The sequence below is a fragment of the Nostoc sp. FACHB-280 genome (assembly GCF_014697615.1).
Taxonomy (GTDB): Bacteria; Cyanobacteriota; Cyanobacteriia; order Cyanobacteriales; family Nostocaceae; genus Nostoc_B.
The window spans coordinates 23,358-45,315 of the sequence record NZ_JACJSD010000048.1; the positions used below are offsets into that span (position 1 = coordinate 23,358).

Here is a 21,958-nt window from a genome sequence, read left to right on the forward strand (position 1 = left end):
AGAATTGGTGTAAGGGTATAAGGGTGTATGAGTTTGCCTCATTTACACTTTTACATCCCTAAAGCCCACTCTCAACAGACAAGATTTTTGAGCAATTCCTGACTCAGTTAAATCACTGTGTCACCAACTGGATGTTTTGTAGCTGACACTTGGCTTCGGCTGTGTTGAGACGTTCAATTACTTGTTCAGCACTCATTAAACGCTTGAGTACTACTTGTCCGATTGTTTGAGTGGCAACTTCTGAGGTTGAGGGTTTAACTTCTATGGTTAAAACAGCTTCTTCTGTACGATAAAGCCAGAGTAATTCATTGTTTTCTACTATACAAATATTCATTTTCTGAATATCTGGTTGTCGTCGCCATGCGGTGATTTGCCACAACCCATCAGATGACCAGACTCTACCTATATGCCATCCTTCCGAAAGAAAAAAATATTTCACGGTTTTATCTCGCTATTTTGACTATAAATTTTGATATCTACACCCACAAAATTGACTCAGTAGATGTTTTAAATAAAGCAGATTGGCTCATTAAGCTATGATGCCAAAATTCCTGATAAAGCTTTTTCAGCAATACTCTCATCGGTTAAAAGACTAAGTTGAAATGTAAAGAATGAGAGCTAATTGAGCAGCTTAACAAATTTTATTTCAAAAAATCTTATTCTTTTAAAACAATTTTATGGGGTTTGTAAAATTCAGATTAAATAGTAAAATTATGCGGATTTTTACATATACAGACTGTCTTATAAAGCTGCTGGAATTTTAAATTCAAATCGTTCAAAATATCACATTAAAATACTGAGGCAACAAAATGAATTTTTGTAATATTTATTGATATAACTTCAATAATTGTGCTTTTAGCATCTGTAATATCAAATTACATTGATGGTTTGTATAGTAATTAGGACTTACTCATAAATATTGTGTGTAGGGGGGTGTATGTATCGAGAACCCTTACACCCTACACCTTTATACCCTTGCTAAAACCCGTTATTTTTCGTTTTTATGGGTAAGTCCTAAGTAAATAAGTATTTCTGCTTAACTAGAGGCTGCCTGAATTGTAAAAAATTGGGTATGATTGCCAGACATATAGTATGATTACTGACCGCTGACTTGAAAACTATCCAAAGTATGACTTTATTTCCCTTGTCTGTACGAAGATGGGGTCGGTTGACTCAATTCGTTTCTCTGTTCTGTCTGTGTTTGTTTTTAGTCATCAGTTGTGGTACGCGACCACAAGCGAATACTACACCGTCGGGTAATGCTAATACGCCTGCGGGTGATGGTCGTATTACTATTGGGACAACTGCCAAACCGAGGACATTAGATCCGGCCGATGCTTACGAGTTGGCATCTTTGGGTTTAGTGTTTAATATGAGCGATCGCCTTTATACTTACGAACCAGGTAGCACAGAAATTAAACCCCAACTGGCAACAAGTTTACCCAAAGTCAGCCAAGACGGTTTAACTTACACTATCCCGCTACGTCAAGGAGTTGTGTTTCACGATGGCACACCCTTCAACGCGAAAGCAATGGAGTTTAGTATTAAGCGATTTATTGAAAATAAAGGTAAACCTTCTTTTTTATTAGCTGATACAGTAGCTTCAGTCACCGCAACAGGTGAAAATGAGTTAACAATTAAACTCAAAAAACCCTTTGCTGCATTTCCTTCTTTACTCGCATTTTCGGGAGTTTGTGCAGTTTCACCCAAAGCATATCAATTGGGTGCTGGTAAATTTCAACCCAACACATTTGTTGGGACTGGCCCTTATAAATTAGCGCAGTATGGGACAGATTCACTGCGGATGGATGTATTTGATAAATATTGGGGAGAAAAACCAGTAAATCAAGGCGTTAACGTCCAAATTCAAACCAGTCCAGTTAACTTATTTAATGCCTTTCGGACAGGTGCAGTCGATGTAGCTTATTTATCATTACAACCTGACCAAATTCGCAGCCTAGAAGAAGGTGGTAAAAAGGGAGATTGGCAAGCAATTACAGCCCAAGGTAGTGTAGTAAGTTATCTGGTATTGAATCGCAATCAAAAACCTTTAGATAAACCAGAAGTCAGACAAGCGATCGCAGCTATTATCGACCGTCAACTATTAAATGAGCGAGTTTTATACGGTCAAGCTGATCCACTTTACAGCATGATTCCGACTACATTCAATGTTTCCCAACCATTATTTAAAGATAAATATGGTGACGGTAAATTTGATCAAGCTAAGGAATTATTAACTAAAGCTGGCTACTCTAAAGATAATCCTGTGAAAATTCCTCTTTGGTATCCTTCCAGTTCACCGACTCGCAGTTTAGCAGCGCAAACACTCAAATCACTGGCTGATACTAAAATGGACGGTATTGTTCAACTAGAAGTCAACACAGTTGAAGGGCCGACTTTCTTTAAAGACATTTCTAAAGGTTTATATCCCGCAGCATTGCTTGATTGGTATCCTGACTTTTTAGATCCTGATAACTATGTTCAACCTTTCTTAGCTTGTCAAAAAGGGTCTGATGCGAAAGGTTGTGAAGATGGCGGTAGTCAAACTCAAGGTTCGTTTTACTATAGCGAAACCATGAATAAACTCATCGACCAACAACGCAAAGAACAAAATCCTAGCGCACGAGGGCAAATTTTTGCTCAAATTCAAACCCAAGTACTTAATGATGTACCTTACGTTCCTCTGTGGCAAAACAAAGACTATGTATTTGCTCAAAAAGGTGTCACTAACGTGCAGCTTGACCCTACTCAAAATTTGATTTATAAAACAATCAAAAAATAGTTGATAGTCCTTTGTCATTTGTCCTTTGTCTTTTGTGTTCTACTTCACAAATAGCGAATGGCAAATGACCAATACTTCGGCTTCACTCAGTACAAGTGACGAATGACAAATAACAAATTACTAAAAGATGTCTCGTTCTAAAGCCCTACAATATTACATTGTTTCGCGGTTGCTCCTAGCACCACTACAACTTTTAACTATCATTACTATCGTATTTTTATTATTAAGAGCGACACCCGGAGATCCTGCTGATGCAATTTTGGGTGGACGTGCGCCAGAAGCAGCAAAGGAAGAATTACGCAAGCAATTAGGATTAAATTTACCTATTTGGTTACAGTATTTAAATTATTTAGGAAACTTACTGCGCTTTGATTTAGGAACTTCTTTAACCAGTCGCGGACAAAATGTTTGGGACATCATCGGACAATATTTTCCAGCAACAGTGGAGTTAGCTGTATTTAGTATGGCAGTTGCTTTGATTGTTGGGATTTTGGTAGGTACGCTTTCCGCGTCTCGTCCTGGAACTTATTTTGATGTCGGCGGACGGTTATTTGGAATTATTACTTATGCTTTACCAATGTTTTGGGCGGGAATGCTGTTACAGTTAGTTTTTTCTGTGCAATTGGGTTGGTTTCCCAACTCTAACCGTTTTCCGCCGACACTACCGCCACCATCCCCAATTACCGGGCTGTATACTTTTGATAGCTTACTGAGTGGGAATTTGACGCAGTTTTTTGCTTCTTTGCACCATCTTGCCCTACCGAGTTTGACTTTGGGCATTTTGTTAAGTGGGATTTTTGAGCGTATTGTCCGGGTGAATTTAAAACAAACCCTGCGTGCAGACTATGTAGAAGCAGCGAGAGCCAGAGGAATTGCAGAAAATAAAATTTTAGTCTCTCATGCTTTAAAGAATGCCTTAATTCCCGTAATTACGGTGTTAGGATTGACCTTTGCCTCGTTGTTGGGTGGTGCGATTTTAACGGAAGTAACATTTTCTTGGCCTGGGTTAGCTAATCGCTTATATCAAGCAATCAGCGATCGCGATTATCCCACAGTCCAAGGTGTCTTGGTATTCTTTGGGGCGATCGTTGTTGGGGCAAGCATTTTAATTGATATTATTAATGCTTACGTTGACCCACGCATCAGGTATTAAAGTAAGGCGGCGTGAATTGTAGTTAAGGAAAGGCAGGAGGCAGAAGGCAGAAGGAAGGAGGGAAGATGCTTTTAGATGTGTGTACACACCCATAAGGAAGTAAAAATTCAAAAGTTAAACCGCAGCAATTAATAAAACTTGCACTTCTTCGCCTGCTGCAATTAAGGTTTGACCTACTGGTAAAACTGCTAAGGCATTAGTTTGAGCTAAGTTAATTAAATTGCCAGAATTGTGAGTACCGCCAGCTTTGTGAAATTCATAAACGCCATCAACTAAATTTAAGCGTCCCCAAATATAAGTTTCACGTTTACCATTGGCGCGTAATTCATCACGCGATCGCACCTTAATAAATTTTGCCTCCCAGCCGTCAGCAAGTCCAGCTAATTTTTTAATTGCAGGTTGTACAAATCGCCAAAAAGTGACCAAAGCTGAAACAGGATTTCCTGGTAAACCAAAATAAATGGCTGAATTTTGATTGGGTAAATTCGCCACAGTTAATGGTTTCCCTGGTGTCATTTCCACCGCACGAATATGAATTTCTGCCCCTAAATCTTCCAGAATTTTATCAACATAATCATATTCACCAACAGAAACCCCACCCGAAGAAAGTACAATATCAGCATTTGCTATGGCGTAAGCAATTGTTTCTTGTAAAGCCACAGGATTATCTTTCACAATGCCTAATAATAAAGGCTCTGCACCAGTTTCTTTAACCAAAGTCGCCAGAGCATAATTATTAGAATCGACAATTTGTCCTGGTTGTAATGGTGTATTTGGTGTCACTAATTCATCCCCAGTAGAAAAAATTGCAACTTTTGGACGGCGATAAATTTTGACTTGGGGACATTGTGCTGCTGCTAAAACAGCAATTTCCGCCGCTTTTAATTGAATTCCTGCTGGTAACAGTTGATTTCCGGCTTGATAATAAGATGCTTTGCGGCGGACAAATTCTTGCGGTTGTGGTGCGACTTGAATCAACACGCGATTTTCCTCGCGGCTTGTCCTTTCTTGCATAACTACAGTATCCGCACCTGTGGGAATTACTGCACCAGTAAAAATGCGTGCTGCTTGTCCTGGTTGAATTGTGGTTTTAGGTTGATATCCAGCCGGAATTTCTTCGACTATTTCTAAGATAGCTGGTTGCTGGGCGTTAGCTTGCTGTACATCTGCGTAACGGACTGCGTAGCCATCCATTGCGGAGTTATCCCAATGGGGAAAGTCTAGCTGGCTAGTGATGGGGTTTGCCAGAATGCGATCGCTTGCCGCCAATAAATCTACAATTTCTATATCCCCTTCAGCATCTAACGGTTGTACCAAATTTAAAATGATTACTTCTGCATCGCTGACTTGCAACATGGTGAAAGACTCTGATAATGCAACTGAAAAATATTCAAGCTATATCCTTAACGCTGATAATTCCATTACTACACCATGATTGTAGTAGCCATTTATTAGATTGCTGATCAAGGGCTGGTAAGACGCGGAAATTAAAAACATTTTGCCACACCTCAACACCATACTGAGCAACAAAAGTTTTTTCTAATTCTTTAAAAAGCGAATAATCACGGTCATCAATAGCACTTAGCATCGGAATGATGATGCTAACGGGGATTTGATTAGCAGTTGTCCCTGTGGAAGTCATTCTGGGTAATCCTCAAAAATACAAATAAATGGTAGCGGCTCATTTCCAGTATTGATAATTTTAACTAACCGCTTTCCTTTACTTCTAGCAAGTGCAAAACAAGCTAATTCTGTGGCTGCTGCTGACCAGTCGCTATTATCCGTTGCTGGATCAAACTTTTCCGCTTCTGGTTGATTTTCCTCAGTCATACAGTTTTATGTTTATTAGGCGTGATTTCGGGCTTTTTCAGCAAAGCAAGTACCCAGCCATCACTTTAATATTAAGAATAGAAGCATAGATTATTTCCCAACCGCTAAATAAAAACACCTATTTAATATGACTATCGAAAGAATTCCGCAAAAACACTATCCCAAAGCTGAGATTTGGCGGCGTGGTCTGGCTTTGGGACTGGATTTTTTAGGTGCTTGGTTAGTCAGTTCCCTATTTGGTAGTAGTAGTCTCGGTATTCAATTTGTCCAAATTTTAGTTTTTATCTTTTGTTGGCTGATTTTACGGGTAGTGGTGGTATTTAATAATCGAGGGCAAAGTTTAGGACGCTGGGCTTTTGACTTGAAAATCCTAGAAGTGGAAAATGGGCAAGTAGTAGGGAGAATTCCAGAGTTGCTGGCACTGGTGAAGCGAGAAGCTATAATTGGCTTTGGTGCTTTGTTGGTGTCGATCGCCCTTGGCAACCTGAGAGCAAATCCCACTGCTATACTGCTATTACTTCCTCTGGCAATAGACTGTGGTGCAGCTTTCTCCGATCCCCAGTTACGACAAGCGTTGCATGACCGTTACGCTAGAACGTTCATAGTTTCATCGCGTCGGGGCTACTCGCTCGATATCAAAATCAAGCGTTTAGTTGATACTTTGCAACGAAATGTGCGAAGATAGTCATTTGTGTAAATTTCTCTTCAGGCTTTACTGTTTGTAAGATTATGGCTAAGAGTAAAGGTGTCCGTATAATTGTGACACTAGAATGTACCGAGTGTCGTAGCAACCCTGACAAGCGTTCTCCTGGTGTGTCCCGGTATACCACCATGAAAAACCGTCGTAATACGACCAACCGTTTAGAACTGAACAAGTTCTGTACCCACTGCAACAAACATACCGTTCACAAGGAAATCAAGTAAAGATGAGTTACTATCGTCGTCGTCTGTCTCCAATTAAGCCAGGAGAGCCAATCGATTACAAGGATGTTGATTTACTGCGTAAGTTTATTACCGAACGAGGCAAAATTCTACCTCGGCGGATTACTGGGCTGACTTGTCAGCAACAGCGAGACTTAACATTAGCAATTAAACGGGCGCGGATTGTCGCTTTGTTACCGTTCATCAACGCTGAAGGCTAAATCAATTTTAAATCTAGGATTTTAGATTTTGGATTAACAGGGAAAGCTGATTTAACAGCTTTGTCTTTCTGAGTCCAAAATCTCAAATCTGAATAATAAAGTGTAAAATTGGTTCCTACATAAAATTATTGTGATTCAGATTTAATACTAGTTATTAAATCCAAAATCCAAAATCTAAAATCTAAAATTATAAGAGTGCGAGAGTTGTGGAGAAGGGGACGCTAGTTGAATTTAGGGTTCAAGGCGATCGCCGTCTGGGAGTGGTAGATCGTCCAGATGGTAAGACCCGTTGGTTTGTGGTAGATGAACGTGGTCAATCCCACAGCCTCGCGCCAAGACAAATTACATATACAGTTAACGGCCAAACTTACAAGTCCTTAGAAATTCCGAAATTTCTGGAAGAGGTCAAGCCATATTTAGACCCATCTAGCTTAGAAGTGGCTTGGGAATTATTGGTGGAGGACGGAGAAGCAGTCACACCATCACAAATGGCAAATCTGCTGTTTTCCGAATCAGAACCAGCCCCTTGTTACGCAGCCCATTGCTTGTTATCAGATGACAAACTCTACTTCAAGCAAAAAGGCGATGCTTATGAACCGCGCACAACGGCCCAAGTAGCCGAACGGAAACACCAAATAGAAGTAGAAACTCTTAAAGCTAAAGGCCAGCAAGAATTTTTAGTGCGAGTAGAACAAGCACTCAAAGGTGAAGCGGTAGAATGGCAACGCCATGACCGTCACCGCCTAGAAGCATTAGAAAAATATGCAGCTTTAATGGCTGATATTGTGCGGGAGGGAGTAAAATATGATGCGCTATCAAGGGCGTATCCTCCTCCAGCACCAGTCTTAGAAACGATGAATATGCTGGGGCGGCCGGGAACCCCCCAAGGAGCTTTTCAATTATTAGTAGACCTGGGCTGGTGGAGTCCCTATGAAAACTTGTTCCTGCGTCGTTCGTCAATTCCTGTTCAGTTTACTAGCAAGGTATTAGAAGTGGCGCAACAGCGTTTGGATTCCCCAACAACAGACTTGGATGCAAATCGCCTGGATTTGACTCATCTAAAGGTTTACACAATTGATGATGAAAGTACCACTGAGATAGATGATGGTCTGAGTTGGGAATCACTCAGCGATGGTCGAGAAAGATTGTGGGTACATATTGCTGACCCCACACGCTGGTTAGAGCCAGAAGATGACTTAGATTTAGAAGCCAGAAAGCGGGGAAGTACGGTTTATTTGCCCACGGGGATGGTTCCCATGTTCCCAGAAATCTTGGCGACTGGGCCGATGAGTTTGGTACAGGGGAAAATTTGTTGCGCCCTGAGTTTTGGGATTATTTTAGATAGTAATGGGGCAGTAGAAGATTATAGCATTCATGCCAGTTTGATTAAACCGACATATCGCCTCACCTATGAAGATGTCGATGAGATGCTGGAATTAGGCGTGCAAGCAGAACCAGAAATTGCAGCGATCGCAAATTGGGCAAAAAAACGTAAATCTTGGCGTTATAACCAAGGAGCTATCAGCATCAATATGCCAGAGGCGATGATTAAAGTCAAAGGCGACGATATTAGCATTGACATTTTAGATGATTCCTCATCGCGGCAACTTGTAGCAGAAATGATGATTCTTGCTGGTGAAGTAGCCGCCCGTTACGGTAAAACTCATAATATACCTCTGCCTTTCCGTGGTCAGCCACAGCCAGAATTGCCTCCAGAAGAAGAATTAATTCAACTTCCAGCCGGGTTTGTGCGTGCTTGTGCAATGCGTCGCTGTATGCCCAAAAGTGAAATGAGCATCACACCTCTACGCCATGCAGGTTTGGGTTTAGATACCTATACCCAAGCCACTTCGCCCATCCGCCGCTACAGTGATTTGCTTACTCATTTTCAACTAAAAGCCCACCTGCGCGGCGAAGTTCTGCCCTTTTCCGCCGAACAACTCAAAGAAGTAATGATGACTGTCTCCACTATTACCCAAGAAGTAACGATGGTGGAACGACAAACTAACAGATATTGGGCTTTAGAATATCTCCGCCGTCATCCTGAGCAAGTTTGGTCAGTCACAGTTTTAATGTGGTTGCGAGAAGACAGTAACTTAGCACTCATTTTATTAGAAGATTTGGGCTTGCAGTTACCAATGATTTTTAAACGTTCTGTAACCTTGGGCGAGCAATTATTAGTGAAAGTGAGTATTGCCGACCCCCAAAAAGATATGATTCAATTCCAAGAAATCATGTATCAAGAAGCTCAATCTGCGGCGAATTGATTCTCCCAGTCTATAGATAAAGCTAGTAGCGATTGACTTGGTTAAAATATAAATGCAAGCTTCTTCACAGCCATCGTTAGTTATGTTCAGCACAACAGTCACTGACACTGGAGAAATCACTCTCCCCGCAGAAATTCGGAAGCATCTCAATTTAGTTAGCGGTAGCAGGGTTGAATTTGTTATCGATGCAGATGGTCAAGTGAAAATCTTTCCCCTCAATGTTCCAGTAGAAACTCTGTCAGGGATTCTGTATCGACCAGACATTCGACCAGCTACTCTCGACGATATGGAAGCGGCTATCTCTGAGGGAGCCAATGATCGGACTTGATACCAACATCCTTGTTCGCTACCTAACGAAAGATGATGAACAGCAGTGGCAACAAGCTTCTTCCCTTATTCAGTCCAACCAACCCTGCTTTATTGCCAATATCGTCTTGTGCGAATTGTTCTGGGTACTCAGAGGTTCAAATTACGGTTTTCGTAAAGAAGAGATTATTAATACTCTAGAGTCCATGCTGCACAGTCCCGCCTTTGAGTTTGAAAACCGTTCTACTATTGACCAGGCTCTACAACGTTACAAGCAGGGTAAAGCGGATTTCTCAGACTACTTAATTGGGGCAATCGCACATCAGTTGAATTGTACAGAAACCGTAAACTTTGATGGCAAGCTGAAGGGTGAAATCGGATTTCGTTGTCTGGAGTAGCGATCGCTACCCAAAACAATCTTTAACAGCACAAATAAATCTGATTGTTACACAAGAATTTAAATAGCACAAAATACACCTTTTCGTATGTAGTTATATTAACTAATCACTTTACCTATTGTCACAAATATTACTGCGATTGATGTATCAAATTCATAGATACTAAGTATTGGTACTTAAAAATCTTTTATCATGAAGCGATCGCAAGCGCATTTTTACTTAGTCCCAATACTCACAACATTAACAATTAGTAACACTGCAAATTTAGTATTAGCTGGCGGATTTGCCCTGAATGAACAAAGTGTGAAAAATGTGGGCAATGGCTATGCGGGAACAGCCGTTAACATTGATGATGCTAGTGCGATTTTTTTTAATCCGGCTGGGTTGACGCACTTAACAGGCAATTCAGTTACTGGATCTGCCTTTGTGATTTATCCTACAGTGAGATTTCAAAATCAGGGTTCAACAGTTGTTACAGGTGCGCCCTTAACCGGGAGTAATGGCGGTGAAGCTGGCGTTGATGTTGTGGTTCCGAATCTTTATGCGGCTTGGAGTCTTTCGGATACTGTCAAAGCTGGTATTGGCTTCAATGTTCCTTTTGGTTTAGCGACTAAATATAGCAACGATTGGGTGGGACGTTACCAAGCAGTAGAATCTAGACTTGCCACAATTAATATTAATCCCACAGTGGCGGTGAAATTGTCAGATAACTTTTCTGTGGGTGCGGGGTTAAATGTCCAGTATGCTGAAGCTACACTTTCTAACGCCATTGACTTTGGCTTAATTGGGCGGAGTGCAGGCTTACCTACCCGACCTCAACAAGCAGATGGTTTTGTGAAAGTAACTGGTTCTGATTGGAGTGTGGGTTATAACTTGGGAGTAATGTATGAACCAAGCAAAAGTACTCGCATCGGTTTGAGTTACCGTTCTGCAATTACCCAAGACATTCGCGGGAATGCTGATTTTACAGTTCCACAAAGTCTACAAGTACTAACTGCTAGGGGACAGTTTACAGATACGGGGGCTAAAGCTGTTGTCAATCTTCCTGATATCCTCTCACTGGCTGTATATCAAGAATTGAGTCCTCGTGTTTCAGTTGTGGGCGATGTGACTTGGACAAATTGGAGTCGCTTTAAAGAATTACGGGTACAGTTTGATAATCCCAGACAAGCAGATAGTGTACAACCAGAAAACTGGGAAGATACTTATCGTTTTGGACTTGGTGTAAATTACGCAGTGAACGATAAATTAACACTGCGGACTGGTGTGACTTACGATCCTAGTCCCATTAAAGATGAGTTTGTCACAGCCAGATTACCAGGAGGCGATCGCACTTTGGTAGGTGTGGGTGCGAGTTACCGTCCTTCTAAATCTTTCAGTCTTGATGTTGCCTATAGCCATGTTTTCACAGAAGACAGCCCCATCAATCAGTCTAGTACTACCACTGGCACAGTTAGAGGTGAATTTGAAAGCTCAGTAGATGTTGTGGGATTACAACTGAATTGGCAGTTTTAGGCTTGTACTGAGGGCGATCGCCTGATAATTTCATTCATACGATCGCTATCTCGAAACTGACTATCTGATATTTTCTATTTATGATTGAAAACAGTTGATTAATCATGAAATTATGGCAGTCTTAGCACCTAAATCTTACGTAGAGTTTCGCAAAGATGCTTATTGGGTAGAAGGAACTCGGATTTCTCTTGACTCAATTGTTTACACTTTCCGAAAGGGGTTATCGCCTGAAAGTATTGTTCAGTCTTTTCCGTTGCTAACACTTGAACAGGTTTATGGAGCGATCGCATTTTATCTAGCGAATCGCACTGAAATCGATGCTTACTTAGCAGCAGAAGAAGCAGCATTTGATTCTATGCCTCAACCGCTTCAAGCCAGCAATCCTGATTTATACAACAAACTCATAGCGGCTAAAGTAGCAAGACAGCAGGTAGAGCCGTGATTGTTCGCTACCAAGCCGATGCTGATTTGAACCAAGCAATCGTCACAGGGGTTTTACGAAGAGAACTAACGTTTTCGACAAGCAATAACATTCCTCACAATTAGTTGCCTTACAATGGATGCTAATATAGCAACTGCAAAGTAGGCAATGAACACTACAGATAATGCCCCAATGGATGATAGTTCGTCGGCAGATTTGGTATCTGTAACAGAGTTGCAGAACCAGCTTTATGACTTACTCAAACAACTATCGCCTGAGCGACTACAGGTGCTTGCTGATTTTGCAGCTTACTTGGCAAATGCTGAAAGTGAAAGTGCGACGCAAGAACTTTTGGCAATTCCTGGATTAATAGAGCGAGTTAAGCAAAATCAAGCAACCCCTAAAGCCGAGTATACTAATTGGAGAAACCTTCGCTCCGATGTATGAAGTTCTTCTCCATCCTGATCGCTAACTAAAACAAACTTTAACAGTACAACTAAATCCCGGCAAAAGCGGACTGGTTAAATTATCTTCTTTATATAAAGTAGCTGCTAATTTTAAAACACCATTTTCTCGACGGTAAATTTCTACTGTTTCTTTTTCGCGGTCAAAAATCCAGTATTCTTGTACACCTTGAACTGAGTAAAGTTTTAGCTTTAATTGCTTATCTCGTTTTTTCTGTATTTCGCCAGGAGAAAGCACTTCAATTACTAATTCTGGCGCACCTGTTAAATGTCCAGCTTCATCTAATATTTCTGATAAACGTTCATTACTCACCCAAACTACATCAGGAATTACATTATCATCATCAGTAAAAATAATTCCTGGTGCAAAGGCAACTTGTCCTAAACTTGTTTGATTTGACCAAATTTGTAATTGTGTCCCAATTTTGACACAAACATTTTGGTGTTTCCAATGAGGCGCTCTAGTCACAAATAACTCTCCATCAATTATCTCATAACGCTTGCCGTCGTCAGGAAATAACTCTAAGTCGGCAGTTGTCCAACGGACTTTTTCGGATGCAGTGGAAGTCATACAATTTGGGATTTGGGATTTCAGATTTTGGATTTAGGGAGAGGATGTTTTTTATTCCCTACTCCCTATTCCCTATCTTTAATTTAACTAGCGATCGCCTCTGCTTTTTCAGCCACAGGGACATAAGGTTTTTCTGCGCCTTGTGCCAAATATGCGGCTAACTGGCTTTCAATTTGGTCGCGGACAATTTGGCGATACTCAATAAAATGTTCGTTATGGGCGCAAACGGCAAGGTAATGTGCAAATACATCAGGGTTACGCTTGATAATACTGAACAAATGATGCCAGAATTTCCACCGAGTTTCCCTGACAACTCCTTGTCGCCAAACTACAATCAACAGTGCTTTGAGTTCTACCCATGATGGCATTTTAAAAGGTGCTTTCCACTTAGGCGAACCTAACATTAAAAAACAGCGATAGGTGCGGTCTAAATATTTCACAGGGTCGTATAAAACACAAAAAGCCTCAACATATTCCCTGGCAAGTTCCTCTAAAGGACGGGTGGGAATAAAGTTCATCAACGTGGTTTGGTTGATGTTACTTTCTGTATTTTCCCGCAATCTACCTTCTTTTTTCAGCCGATGCCACAGTGCTGTATTGGGTAATGCTTGTAACATGGCGAAGGTGGTTGAGGGAATCCCGGCTTGTTCAGCAAACCGGACGATGCGATCGCCTGCGCCTGCTTTCTCTCCATCAAATCCGATAATAAACCCAGCCATTGGCCGCAACCCAGCTTTGATAATGGTTTGCACTGCGTCTGTCAAAGAACTGCGGGTATTTTGAAATTTCTTGGTGAGTTGTAAACTATCTTCGTCTGGGGTTTCAATTCCCAAAAACACCGCCGAAAATCCAGACTCAACCATCAATTCTAGTAATTCTTCGTCTTGGGCTAAATCTACAGAAGCTTCCGTATCAAATTTAAAGGGATATTGGTGTTCTTCCATCCAGACTTTTAACTCTTTCAGCAACAATTTCACATTCCGCTTGTTACCGATAAAGTTGTCATCCACCATGAACACACCCCGCCGCCAACCCAATTCATAGAGATAATCCAATTCTGCTAATAATTGTTCTGGGGTTTTGGTGCGTGGTTTGCGTCCATAAAGAACGATAATGTCGCAAAATTCGCACTGGAAAGGACAACCGCGCGAAAATTGCACCGACATCATGTCATAAGCATCTAATTCTAATAAATCAAAGCGGGGTACGGGTGTGCTTGTGACATCTGGTTTTTCTGCGGTGCGGAAAGTTCCCGATTTTTCACCTCGTTGAATTGCTTCCACAAACATCGGTAAGGTGATTTCCCCTTCATCCAAAATCAGGAAATCTGCACCAACATTTTGAACATCATAGGGTGTGGAAGTTGGATAAGGGCCACCAACTGCAACTAACTTACCGCGTCGTTTTGCTTCTTGAATTTGTTCCAATAAATCTTGTTTCTGGACAATCATCGCTGAGAAAATGACTATATCTGCCCATTCCCATTCTGCTTCTGTCGCAGGGCGAATATTGCGATCAACCAGCTTAAATTCCCATTCTTGGGGCAGAATTGCCGCTACAGTCACTAAACCCAAAGGTGGTAATAAAACCTTGCGATCGACTAAATCCAGAATCTTTTCATAAGACCAAAAGGTTTTAGGAAATATCGGATAAACTAATAAAACTCGCATGTAGTAGCAGACCTCACACTTTGATTGTTATCCCACTCTAGCGGAAATAATTACTTATTGACTTTATATTGGCTTTAGCTTACCGTTAAAGTTTTTGTCTGTGCAATTATTAACGAGACAATATTATGTGTCTGATAATAAAAATATGATGCCTCTCGATGCTTGATGATGTAAGTAAGAGGTCAAGATGGTACAGATACCCGTTAACCCAGAAAACTTATGGATTGAGTTACCGAAAGCGATCGCATTACATGTCACCCCAGAACAGTTCGCCGCATTAGCCGCCGCTAACCGAAACTTGAGACTGGAAAGAACTGCAAAAGGAGAGTTAATCGTGAATCCGCCAACAGTCTGGGAGACTGGGAAACTTAATGCAACCATTTCGGGAGAATTATACTTATGGTGGCGGAATGCAGGTGAACCAGGTAAAGGGTTTGACTCCTCAACTGCTTTTGTCTTACCAAATGACGCAATTCGTTCTCCTTATGTTTCTTGGGTAAGCCAAGAACGTTGGCAAGTCCTGACTCCCGAACAAAAAGGAACTTTTGCGAATATCTGTCCAGATTTTGTAGTAGAATTACGCTCTAGTTCTGATACTCTCAAAACTCTGCAAGAAAAAATGCACGAGTACATCGATAATGGTGCAAAACTCGGTTGGTTAATTGATCCGCAGCAGCGACGTGTAGAAATTTATCGCCCAATTTCGGTGGTGGAAGTGTTTGAGAATCCGGCGGAGTTATTGGGTGAAGGAGTTTTACGAGGGTCTGTTTTGGATTTAAGTCGTGTTTGGGGTTGAAACTGTGGGATGATTTATCTCACGCAGAGGCGCAAAGGCGCAGAGAGTAGAAAGAGGTTTGAGATTTAAATAACATTATTTTTTCCTCGGCACACCACTAATTTTCAACACATCACTCATGGTTGCACAATAATTTGGCAAGTCAAAACTCGCAGGATTGACGGCATTTTTATAAGTAAAATGGCGATAATTCATACAGAATCTATCCCAAGCAGCCATTTGAATGCGGAAGACGGCAATAATCAAATTGGCTAAGGAGATAGATAGGGGGATGCGGAAGTAAATTTTTTTGCCAAGATAAGCGCAGGTTTCTTCTATTGCTTGGTTGGCGGTGAGTCTTTCTTGACCTAAAACTAATTTGCGTTGTTCTTGGGTTTGGGGTGGATGTTCGATTAAATATTCCACAACTGTGGCGATATCTTTTCCGTGAATAAAGTGAAAACTGCCGTCTGCTTGTAAAAAGCGAATTAAGTTAATATATTTTGTGACTTCGGGTATACCAGAAGTCAGGTGAGAATAGGGTTTATTGGCATCGCCGCCTAGTACTAAGGTGGGAAAAACAGTGGTAATTTTAGGTGCGATCGCTAGTTTTTCTTTTTCATGCAAGCATTGATATTTAGAACCGATATAATCTGTCCCAATTTCGCCTGCTTCTTTTAGAGGTTGGTTTTTGTTATCTAATACACTAGCAGTTGAAAAATAAATTACCTGTTCACAACGTTCAGGGTCTAATAAACTGAGCAACTCTAGTGTTTTGTTGACATTAATGTCGTAAGTATTTTCTCCGCCCCAAGCCGTTGCTGTTAATACTGCGACATCAATAGTTGATAACAAATCTGCAAAGTGTTTAATTTCTTGCATATCGCCTTGCAAGACGGTAATACCTGAACGATATTGCGTATTAACTTGCAGTTTATTGGGGTTTCTAACTAATAAAAATAGTTCGTGATTTGTATTTTGAATTAATGCTTCTGAAATATAATGACCGATGCAGCCACTTGCGCCTGTGACTAAAATTCTTTTCTGACTCATAGTAAGTTTTTTAAAATTTTAAGATTTAAAAATAAGATTAAATGTTCCGCGCTAGAGTTCATCGTGCTTCTAACATTTCCTCAATTGTCAAATTGATATCAATAGCAATTTGTCTGAGTAACCTTGGTGATATGTCTTTACCTTTGTGAAATGGAACTGTTGTACCTCGTCCATCCGAATGACGGAATTGTTTGTGTGAACCCTTCTGTCGCACCTCAACAAAGCCAAGATTTTCCAGAATCCTAACAACTTCTTGAGGTTTGAGAACGGGAATGTTGCTCATGATTTATCGAATTACAATTTGCTGTGTACCGACAAACTCAGTATCAAAAGCTAAATTTTCATCTTCCAGTAACATCTCAATTACTTCACGTAAATTTTTGTTTAACTCATCCAATGTTTCACCTTGAGAATGCGCTCCAGGAAAACCAGGAACGTACCCAACATATAGATTTGTGTCAGGATCTCGTTCGATTATCGCAGTAAAAGTTCTCATAAAAAATAGATGTGTCAGCAATGCAATTATTATGTCTTTGTGGTTCAAAAATTGTCACCACAAAGACACAAAGGTAATTAACTTACCAGTGCTGCTGTACTGAGTTGCTTGGCTGTTTCAAAGAAGAAAGCGACGTTTTCTTCTGGGGTATCTGGTAATACACCATGACCGAGGTTGAGTATATGACCCCAATTGCCAGCTTTGCGAACGGTATCATAAATGCGATCGCGGATGAACTCTTTGGAAGCATAGAGTACACCAGGGTCAAGATTACCTTGTACTTTAACGTGCTTGCCTAATCGAGCGCGAGCATCAGCCATGTCTACAGTCCAGTCAACGGTGACAATATCCGCACCAGATTGAGCCATTCTTTCTAGTACACCTGCACTACCACTAACTAAAAGAATTAATGGTGTGTCGGGGTGGGTTTGTTTGACTTGCTGGAATACCCGTCGTTGATAAGGCAGAGCAAAGGTATCGTAATCTTGAGGGCTTAATTGTCCCGCCCAAGAATCGAACATCTGCACTACTTGAGCGCCGCAGTCAATTTGGTAACGGGCATAAGTAGCGATCGCATCTGCCAATTTTGTCAGCAGTTGGTGTAGAATTGCCGGGTCTGAGAAGGCCAAGTTTTTGATGATGGAATAGGTTTTAGAACCTTTTCCTTCGACTGCGTAAGCAGCCAACGTCCACGGCGCACCGACAAAGCCTAATACTGTTGATTTGTTGCCAACTTCTTGGCGTAATGCCTGCAAGATGGTTTTAATAAACGGTAGAGCCGCCTCTGGATCTAAATCATGCAGGCTATCAATTTGTGCTTGAGTGCGAATGGGCGAATGAATGATTGGCCCTTTACCTTCCGCAATGTCCATATCAATGCCCAAACCAGGCAATGGAGTTACAATGTCGGAAAATAAAATCACTCCGTCCGGCTGGAAGGCTTTCCAAGGTTGCAGGGATACTTCAATCGCTACTTCGGGAATTTCGGAGCGATCGCGAAATGAAGGATACTTTTCCCTTAAGTCTCGGTACGCCTTCATATATCGTCCTGCTTGTCGCATCATCCATACTGGGGGACGATCTACTATTTCACCACGAGCAGCCCGCAGGAGATGAGGGGCCGTTGAGGAAACACCCATTTAACACTTCATCCTAAGTCACTTTGTTATGTCAATGTTTAGCTTATCATTCTGAGATTACGCTTTTTCAGAAGGCTTGCTTGAAAAGCCCAAGTCTTAGCTTTACTTAACTTAATATGCAAACCGATTCTAATAATCCAAATCCTTCTAATGTTGCACCTACTAATAGCAATTCTCCATCAGGCAAATTATTTATACCCCCCAGCCAACGACGCAAGTTTTGTGTATTGTTTACTTTTATGACAATTTTGGGTTGGGTAGTGGGTGGCGTTTTTAGTCTCGCTGTAGAAAGACTGCTCACACAAATTCTGAGTGCATTTGGATCTATAGAAATGCAATCATGGGGCTATGGCATAAAATTACTCAGTAATATTGTATTTGCTGTGGTTTTTGCTACCGACCAAGCATTAGTTATGCGTCGTTATCTTTCTGGTTGGCGATGGATAATTGCGACTACCATTGGTTGGTTAACTGCTGATTGTGTAGCAACTGCCTGGATTAATTATATTGCCTCAATTGCTAATTCTCTTAATGAAACTTTATCTCCTGAGTTAGCAATTATCTTTGGATTTTTATCAACAATTGCTTATATTTTTTCAGGTCTTTGGATGGGGCTATTGCAATGGCTAGTTGTCCGCCGTTACACAATTAAACCCTGGTGGTGGAATTTTGTGCCATCAGTTGCTTTTTTGTTAATTAGTTTGCTGGTCTGGTTGCTATCATTAATGCAAAACTTCATACCAGAAGCGATATTGTATGGCAGTCAACAAGGATTCACAGCAACTATTCTAGGAATAGTACCAGCAATTGGTTTTTGTATTTTAAAAAGACGCTTACCAAGACAAACTCAGGCAAGTTAAGCAGAAAAGTTTAAGTAGGAAATACATTTATGTTTCACTACAATCCGTTAGCATGTTTACCTTCATCAGCCGAATTACCAGATTCTGATGATTCTGGTGATAAAATTTGGATGCCAGAAGTTAATTTAGGTATTGGCAGAGAACGCAGAACTTAATCAAGGCATAACGCAAGAATGGTTGTATTGTTACGATGAAAATGGTAGAAGATATCCAACACCAGAAGAATTGGCAAATGCACGACAACAGGAACTAAAAGAAACCCAAAACTAACTTCAATAACTCTTAGCTAAATTACAACAAAAAGGTATCGACCCCAACAATTTATAAAAACTATGGGAAACATCAATTCAGTAGTAATTGCCACTGGTACACATGGCAATGAATTTACAGGAATATATCTAGGAAAAAAATTTGAACAGTTTCCGCAACTGATTCAGCATCCTAGTTTTGATACTCGCATTCTATTGAGTAACCCCAAGGCATTTGCAGCAGCCAGACGCTATATTGATAAAGATTTAAATCGTTGCTTTGCAGCAGCAGATTTACAAAATCCCCAACTTGCAAGTTATGAAGATATTTTGGCGAAAAATATCTATTATTTACTAGCAGAAGAAAGCAAAAATCAGCAACAAGTTATTATTGATTTGCATAGTTCTACTGCCAATATGCAGTTAACTATAATTTTGGGAAGTCAACACCCTTTTATTTTACAATTAGCTGCCCATTTAAGTGCAATTAATCCTGATGTGAGAATTTGTTATTCTCAACCGACGAGGGATTCTAACTTTCTATGTTCAATATCAGAATTGGGTTTTGCGATTGAAGTGGGGCCTGTAGCACAGGGAGTGTTAAATGCTGAGTTATTTCAAAAAACTGAAGCGTTAATTTATCAAGTTTTAGACTATATCGAAAGTTATAATCAAGGTTTATCTCAACAGCAAAATACTACGCTGACATATTATCAATATACAGGAGTTATTGATTATCCCCGCACCGAAGCTGGCGAAATTATCGGTATGATTCACCCCCAACTCCAGTTTCAAGATTATCAACAGCTTAACCCTGGTGAACCGATATTTTTAACATTAGAAGGAAGTGCGATCTCCTATCAAGGCACATCTACAGTTTACCCCATTTTTATTAACGAAGCTGCATATTATGAAAAAGGAATTGCGATGTGTTTAACCGAAAAGAAAACTATCCAAATTTAAATTTTAGCGCCCACCACTAAACAGCAGAAAACAGCCACCATTCAATAAAGCTGTCAGTGCTGCACCAATAACTACACCATTCCTCATAGCTATTTGTCGCTTCCTTTGTAAAAAAATACAAAGGGGAATCACATATAAAAGTTGCCAAAATAGAAAACCAAAACCACCGATTAGCCAAACTTGTAAAACAATATAGTTATTAGAAACGGAAGTGTATTCTAACAATATGCCAATAGCAAATATAATAATGATTGCTAGAATATGAAAGCCACAAAGTAACAGTATTCCTAAAATGATTTTGGCAATTTCATTAGTATTATTTTGTTGTGACATTAAATCAACCTTAATCGAAATTAATCAAACTAAAGAATATTTGCTATTTACTAATCCATAGCCCGCACTACCTTCGCGGTAAAAAATATTGAAAGTATCGAAGGGAATAATTCTACCATCTGGGTGAACAATATGAATACAGGAACGCTTGACTGAACGCACATCAAAATTGTAAGGGTCAAGAAACTGTACAATCATGACTCGAAACACATTGCTATAGTTGATGTTTTCAGGTACGGGTAGCATTGGTAAACAACATAAAAGTTGCTTTAAGGATACAGCCGCAGAATTAGGCGAGTGACTTGTAGAAAAGAGTTGAAAAATATGCCGTTTCAGTTCTTCATTTTGTTCATATAATACGCTATTGGGTACAACATCTACAAAAACATCAGGATTTATTAAACTAGTTAGAGGTATCACTTTACCGTTAAGTTTCAAAGCATAAGCCATCGCTAAACAATCGGGATGGCAAGGCACAGGTAGAATATCTTCTGGCTTAAAATGAGAACTTTGTTCGAGAATTGAGCGACGAACTTCGGTTAAAGTATATCTATCTTGTTTTGCGTCAAATCCTTCTAATCTACCTGCTACTTGTATAGGTTGAAAAGTTACACCCCGAATACATTTTTGTTGTAAAGCATAATCGATAATCTTGCCAATTTCGTGGTCATTCAGCCCTTTTTTCAGGGTGACAACCAATGTTGTCGATATATTATATTCATTGAGATGTTCAATGGCTTTTTCTCGAACTTCCCGTAAATCTGCACCACGTAATTCTTCTAAAGCTGCCTTTTCAAAACTATCAAATTGCAGATATAATTCAATTCCTGGCATATATTGACTAAGGCGATCGCAAAATGATTTATCCTTGGCAATCCTCACGCCATTGGTATTAATCATTAAATGCTTAATCGGCTTACTTTTAGCAATATCTAAGATTTCAAAAAACTCTGGATGAATAGTTGGTTCACCGCCACTTAACTGTACTATCTGCGGTTCACCTTCATTTGCCACCACCGCATCAATCATTTTTTCAATATGTGCTAAACTGCGATGGCGACGCGGTTGCTGCGATATTTCCGAAACTTCAGCCGCACCAGAATCAGCATAACAAATTGGGCAGGAAAGATTGCATCTATCTGTGACTTCAACTAAAGTTAAACAACTATGCTGTTCATGGTCAGGACACAACCCACAATCATAAGGACAGCCATGTTTAATTGGTGTATTAAACCTTAAAGGCATATCACCTGGTTTAATAAATTCCAGTGATTTTTTGTAATATTCAATATCATCTGCGATCAAAACTTTTTCCTGTCCATGCGTCGGACAGTGTTTAATCATATAAACACAACCATCTTGAAAAATAATTTTAGCTTCAACTTTTACAAGACATTTTGAGCAAATGCTATTTGTTAAAGCATAAAAAAGATAATTTCTAGTAGGATTCATAATATTTCTACTCTTTCACTCTTCTTTGCGTCTCTGCGCCTTTGCGTGAGATAAAAGAAGGTATGGTTTATTTACCTAAAAATACCTTTAAATGTGTACATGAGAAGTTAACAATAAAAA

General features: G+C 40.2%; 28 protein-coding genes. 16 read left to right on the forward strand and 12 right to left on the reverse strand.

The window, feature by feature from the left end:
• Positions 1–112: 112 nt before the first annotated feature.
• Positions 113–439: a hypothetical protein gene (locus H6G75_RS26550; RefSeq protein WP_190982906.1), complete on the reverse strand. Its 327-nt coding sequence runs from the start codon at positions 437–439 to the stop codon at positions 113–115.
• A 690-nt stretch (positions 440–1,129) separates the two neighbouring features.
• On the opposite strand from H6G75_RS26550, the gene H6G75_RS26555 reads away from it, so the two are divergent.
• Positions 1,130–2,782, forward strand: a complete 1,653-nt coding sequence (locus H6G75_RS26555; RefSeq protein WP_190982907.1) for an ABC transporter substrate-binding protein — start codon at positions 1,130–1,132, stop codon at positions 2,780–2,782.
• Positions 2,783–2,909: 127 nt separating this feature from the next.
• A complete protein-coding gene (locus H6G75_RS26560) occupies positions 2,910–3,935 on the forward strand; it encodes an ABC transporter permease (RefSeq protein WP_190673726.1) in 1,026 nt (341 codons plus the stop codon).
• A gap of 114 nt (positions 3,936–4,049) precedes the next feature.
• Here H6G75_RS26560 and glp read toward each other — a convergent pair whose 3' ends face one another.
• The 3 genes from glp to H6G75_RS26575 are packed head-to-tail and all read right to left on the reverse strand — an operon-like array spanning position 4,050 to position 5,765.
• Entirely contained in the window at positions 4,050–5,291 is a 1,242-nt protein-coding gene (gene glp, locus H6G75_RS26565; RefSeq protein ID WP_190982908.1) for a gephyrin-like molybdotransferase Glp, read from the reverse strand.
• Positions 5,292–5,325: 34 nt separating this feature from the next.
• Positions 5,326–5,577, reverse strand: coding sequence for a hypothetical protein (locus tag H6G75_RS26570; protein WP_190982909.1), 252 nt, complete (start codon positions 5,575–5,577; stop codon positions 5,326–5,328).
• Positions 5,574–5,765: a hypothetical protein gene (locus H6G75_RS26575; RefSeq protein ID WP_190982910.1), complete on the reverse strand. Its 192-nt coding sequence runs from the start codon at positions 5,763–5,765 to the stop codon at positions 5,574–5,576. Before H6G75_RS26575 ends, H6G75_RS26570 begins: the two co-directional genes overlap by 4 nt.
• A gap of 127 nt (positions 5,766–5,892) precedes the next feature.
• Here H6G75_RS26575 and H6G75_RS26580 point away from each other — a divergent pair, with 127 nt between their 5' ends.
• From H6G75_RS26580 to H6G75_RS26620, 9 genes are all read left to right on the forward strand, one after another.
• On the forward strand, positions 5,893–6,450 hold the full coding sequence (locus H6G75_RS26580; RefSeq protein WP_190971115.1) for an RDD family protein: 558 nt from the start codon (positions 5,893–5,895) through the stop codon (positions 6,448–6,450).
• 44 nt (positions 6,451–6,494) lie between these two features.
• On the forward strand, positions 6,495–6,689 hold the full coding sequence (gene rpmG / locus H6G75_RS26585; protein ID WP_083468823.1) for a 50S ribosomal protein L33: 195 nt from the start codon (positions 6,495–6,497) through the stop codon (positions 6,687–6,689).
• A 2-nt stretch (positions 6,690–6,691) separates the two neighbouring features.
• Positions 6,692–6,907, forward strand: a complete 216-nt coding sequence (rpsR, locus tag H6G75_RS26590) for a 30S ribosomal protein S18 (RefSeq protein WP_062296148.1) — start codon at positions 6,692–6,694, stop codon at positions 6,905–6,907.
• Between the two features lie 206 nt (positions 6,908–7,113).
• Positions 7,114–9,174: a ribonuclease catalytic domain-containing protein gene (locus tag H6G75_RS26595; protein WP_190982911.1), complete on the forward strand. Its 2,061-nt coding sequence runs from the start codon at positions 7,114–7,116 to the stop codon at positions 9,172–9,174.
• 52 nt (positions 9,175–9,226) lie between these two features.
• Entirely contained in the window at positions 9,227–9,502 is a 276-nt protein-coding gene (locus H6G75_RS26600; protein ID WP_242051653.1) for an AbrB/MazE/SpoVT family DNA-binding domain-containing protein, read from the forward strand.
• On the forward strand, positions 9,489–9,878 hold the full coding sequence (locus H6G75_RS26605; RefSeq protein WP_190982912.1) for a PIN domain-containing protein: 390 nt from the start codon (positions 9,489–9,491) through the stop codon (positions 9,876–9,878). The genes H6G75_RS26600 and H6G75_RS26605 overlap by 14 nt, the downstream gene beginning before the upstream one ends.
• 192 nt (positions 9,879–10,070) lie before the next feature.
• Positions 10,071–11,393 (forward strand): OmpP1/FadL family transporter, encoded by a 1,323-nt coding sequence (locus H6G75_RS26610; RefSeq protein WP_190982913.1) that lies wholly within the window; start codon positions 10,071–10,073, stop codon positions 11,391–11,393.
• Positions 11,394–11,505: 112 nt separating this feature from the next.
• Complete coding sequence (locus tag H6G75_RS26615; RefSeq protein WP_190982914.1) at positions 11,506–11,835, forward strand: DUF433 domain-containing protein; 330 nt, start codon at positions 11,506–11,508, stop codon at positions 11,833–11,835.
• 147 nt (positions 11,836–11,982) lie between these two features.
• The gene (locus H6G75_RS26620) at positions 11,983–12,261 is read left to right on the forward strand and encodes a hypothetical protein (RefSeq protein ID WP_190982915.1); all 279 of its coding nucleotides are present in this window, start codon (positions 11,983–11,985) and stop codon (positions 12,259–12,261) included.
• Positions 12,262–12,282: 21 nt separating this feature from the next.
• On the opposite strand, the gene H6G75_RS26625 is transcribed toward H6G75_RS26620, so the two are convergent.
• The gene (locus H6G75_RS26625) at positions 12,283–12,849 is read right to left on the reverse strand and encodes a Uma2 family endonuclease (protein WP_190982916.1); all 567 of its coding nucleotides are present in this window, start codon (positions 12,847–12,849) and stop codon (positions 12,283–12,285) included.
• Positions 12,850–12,932: 83 nt separating this feature from the next.
• Positions 12,933–14,519: a B12-binding domain-containing radical SAM protein gene (locus tag H6G75_RS26630; protein ID WP_190982917.1), complete on the reverse strand. Its 1,587-nt coding sequence runs from the start codon at positions 14,517–14,519 to the stop codon at positions 12,933–12,935.
• Between the two features lie 187 nt (positions 14,520–14,706).
• On the opposite strand from H6G75_RS26630, the gene H6G75_RS26635 reads away from it, so the two are divergent.
• On the forward strand, positions 14,707–15,315 hold the full coding sequence (locus H6G75_RS26635) for a Uma2 family endonuclease (RefSeq protein WP_190982918.1): 609 nt from the start codon (positions 14,707–14,709) through the stop codon (positions 15,313–15,315).
• A gap of 75 nt (positions 15,316–15,390) precedes the next feature.
• Here the strand turns inward: H6G75_RS26635 and H6G75_RS26640 are convergent, their stop codons facing one another.
• The 4 genes from H6G75_RS26640 to hemE form a co-directional block, all read right to left on the reverse strand.
• Positions 15,391–16,347, reverse strand: a complete 957-nt coding sequence (locus H6G75_RS26640; protein ID WP_190982919.1) for an NAD(P)-dependent oxidoreductase — start codon at positions 16,345–16,347, stop codon at positions 15,391–15,393.
• A 58-nt stretch (positions 16,348–16,405) separates the two neighbouring features.
• Entirely contained in the window at positions 16,406–16,630 is a 225-nt protein-coding gene (locus H6G75_RS26645) for a type II toxin-antitoxin system HicA family toxin (protein WP_190707397.1), read from the reverse strand.
• A 3-nt stretch (positions 16,631–16,633) separates the two neighbouring features.
• Positions 16,634–16,843 (reverse strand): type II toxin-antitoxin system HicB family antitoxin, encoded by a 210-nt coding sequence (locus H6G75_RS26650; RefSeq protein WP_190982920.1) that lies wholly within the window; start codon positions 16,841–16,843, stop codon positions 16,634–16,636.
• Between the two features lie 77 nt (positions 16,844–16,920).
• Positions 16,921–17,982 (reverse strand): uroporphyrinogen decarboxylase, encoded by a 1,062-nt coding sequence (gene hemE, locus H6G75_RS26655; RefSeq protein ID WP_190982921.1) that lies wholly within the window; start codon positions 17,980–17,982, stop codon positions 16,921–16,923.
• A 116-nt stretch (positions 17,983–18,098) separates the two neighbouring features.
• Between hemE and H6G75_RS26660 the strand changes: the two genes are divergently transcribed.
• From H6G75_RS26660 to H6G75_RS26670, 4 genes are all read left to right on the forward strand, one after another.
• Positions 18,099–18,842, forward strand: a complete 744-nt coding sequence (locus H6G75_RS26660) for a hypothetical protein (protein ID WP_190982922.1) — start codon at positions 18,099–18,101, stop codon at positions 18,840–18,842.
• Between the two features lie 29 nt (positions 18,843–18,871).
• Positions 18,872–18,997 (forward strand): hypothetical protein, encoded by a 126-nt coding sequence (locus H6G75_RS33970; RefSeq protein WP_397332790.1) that lies wholly within the window; start codon positions 18,872–18,874, stop codon positions 18,995–18,997.
• Positions 18,975–19,112 carry a hypothetical protein gene (locus tag H6G75_RS26665; RefSeq protein ID WP_190982923.1) on the forward strand — a complete coding sequence of 46 codons (138 nt, stop codon included), beginning with the start codon at positions 18,975–18,977 and terminating at the stop codon, positions 19,110–19,112. Before H6G75_RS33970 ends, H6G75_RS26665 begins: the two co-directional genes overlap by 23 nt.
• Positions 19,113–19,174: 62 nt before the next feature.
• The gene (locus H6G75_RS26670; RefSeq protein WP_190982924.1) at positions 19,175–20,053 is read left to right on the forward strand and encodes an aspartoacylase; all 879 of its coding nucleotides are present in this window, start codon (positions 19,175–19,177) and stop codon (positions 20,051–20,053) included.
• Between the two features lie 3 nt (positions 20,054–20,056).
• Here H6G75_RS26670 and H6G75_RS26675 read toward each other — a convergent pair whose 3' ends face one another.
• Together H6G75_RS26675 and H6G75_RS26680 are read right to left on the reverse strand one after the other, a co-directional pair.
• Positions 20,057–20,386: a hypothetical protein gene (locus H6G75_RS26675; protein WP_190982925.1), complete on the reverse strand. Its 330-nt coding sequence runs from the start codon at positions 20,384–20,386 to the stop codon at positions 20,057–20,059.
• Between the two features lie 24 nt (positions 20,387–20,410).
• On the reverse strand, positions 20,411–21,838 hold the full coding sequence (locus H6G75_RS26680; RefSeq protein WP_190982926.1) for a radical SAM protein: 1,428 nt from the start codon (positions 21,836–21,838) through the stop codon (positions 20,411–20,413).
• Positions 21,839–21,958: the final 120 nt, after the last annotated feature.

Excerpts from the sequence above, each read along its gene's own strand:
- H6G75_RS26555 (WP_190982907.1), top strand. The coding sequence starts at position 1,130 with ATGACTTTATTTCCCTTGTCTGTACGAAGATGGGGTCGGTTGACTCAA.
- H6G75_RS26560 (WP_190673726.1), top strand. The coding sequence starts at position 2,910 with ATGTCTCGTTCTAAAGCCCTACAATATTACATTGTTTCGCGGTTGCTC.
- glp (WP_190982908.1), bottom strand. The coding sequence starts at position 5,291 with ATGTTGCAAGTCAGCGATGCAGAAGTAATCATTTTAAATTTGGTACAA.
- H6G75_RS26570 (WP_190982909.1), bottom strand. The coding sequence starts at position 5,577 with ATGACTTCCACAGGGACAACTGCTAATCAAATCCCCGTTAGCATCATC.
- H6G75_RS26575 (WP_190982910.1), bottom strand. The coding sequence starts at position 5,765 with ATGACTGAGGAAAATCAACCAGAAGCGGAAAAGTTTGATCCAGCAACG.
- H6G75_RS26580 (WP_190971115.1), top strand. The coding sequence starts at position 5,893 with ATGACTATCGAAAGAATTCCGCAAAAACACTATCCCAAAGCTGAGATT.
- rpmG (WP_083468823.1), top strand. The coding sequence starts at position 6,495 with ATGGCTAAGAGTAAAGGTGTCCGTATAATTGTGACACTAGAATGTACC.
- rpsR (WP_062296148.1), top strand. The coding sequence starts at position 6,692 with ATGAGTTACTATCGTCGTCGTCTGTCTCCAATTAAGCCAGGAGAGCCA.
- H6G75_RS26600 (WP_242051653.1), top strand. The coding sequence starts at position 9,227 with ATGCAAGCTTCTTCACAGCCATCGTTAGTTATGTTCAGCACAACAGTC.
- H6G75_RS26605 (WP_190982912.1), top strand. The coding sequence starts at position 9,489 with ATGATCGGACTTGATACCAACATCCTTGTTCGCTACCTAACGAAAGAT.
- H6G75_RS26610 (WP_190982913.1), top strand. The coding sequence starts at position 10,071 with ATGAAGCGATCGCAAGCGCATTTTTACTTAGTCCCAATACTCACAACA.
- H6G75_RS26615 (WP_190982914.1), top strand. The coding sequence starts at position 11,506 with ATGGCAGTCTTAGCACCTAAATCTTACGTAGAGTTTCGCAAAGATGCT.
- H6G75_RS26620 (WP_190982915.1), top strand. The coding sequence starts at position 11,983 with ATGAACACTACAGATAATGCCCCAATGGATGATAGTTCGTCGGCAGAT.
- H6G75_RS26625 (WP_190982916.1), bottom strand. The coding sequence starts at position 12,849 with ATGACTTCCACTGCATCCGAAAAAGTCCGTTGGACAACTGCCGACTTA.
- H6G75_RS26630 (WP_190982917.1), bottom strand. The coding sequence starts at position 14,519 with ATGCGAGTTTTATTAGTTTATCCGATATTTCCTAAAACCTTTTGGTCT.
- H6G75_RS26635 (WP_190982918.1), top strand. The coding sequence starts at position 14,707 with ATGGTACAGATACCCGTTAACCCAGAAAACTTATGGATTGAGTTACCG.
- H6G75_RS26640 (WP_190982919.1), bottom strand. The coding sequence starts at position 16,347 with ATGAGTCAGAAAAGAATTTTAGTCACAGGCGCAAGTGGCTGCATCGGT.
- H6G75_RS26645 (WP_190707397.1), bottom strand. The coding sequence starts at position 16,630 with ATGAGCAACATTCCCGTTCTCAAACCTCAAGAAGTTGTTAGGATTCTG.
- H6G75_RS26650 (WP_190982920.1), bottom strand. The coding sequence starts at position 16,843 with ATGAGAACTTTTACTGCGATAATCGAACGAGATCCTGACACAAATCTA.
- hemE (WP_190982921.1), bottom strand. The coding sequence starts at position 17,982 with ATGGGTGTTTCCTCAACGGCCCCTCATCTCCTGCGGGCTGCTCGTGGT.
- H6G75_RS26660 (WP_190982922.1), top strand. The coding sequence starts at position 18,099 with ATGCAAACCGATTCTAATAATCCAAATCCTTCTAATGTTGCACCTACT.
- H6G75_RS33970 (WP_397332790.1), top strand. The coding sequence starts at position 18,872 with ATGTTTCACTACAATCCGTTAGCATGTTTACCTTCATCAGCCGAATTA.
- H6G75_RS26670 (WP_190982924.1), top strand. The coding sequence starts at position 19,175 with ATGGGAAACATCAATTCAGTAGTAATTGCCACTGGTACACATGGCAAT.
- H6G75_RS26675 (WP_190982925.1), bottom strand. The coding sequence starts at position 20,386 with ATGTCACAACAAAATAATACTAATGAAATTGCCAAAATCATTTTAGGA.
- H6G75_RS26680 (WP_190982926.1), bottom strand. The coding sequence starts at position 21,838 with ATGAATCCTACTAGAAATTATCTTTTTTATGCTTTAACAAATAGCATT.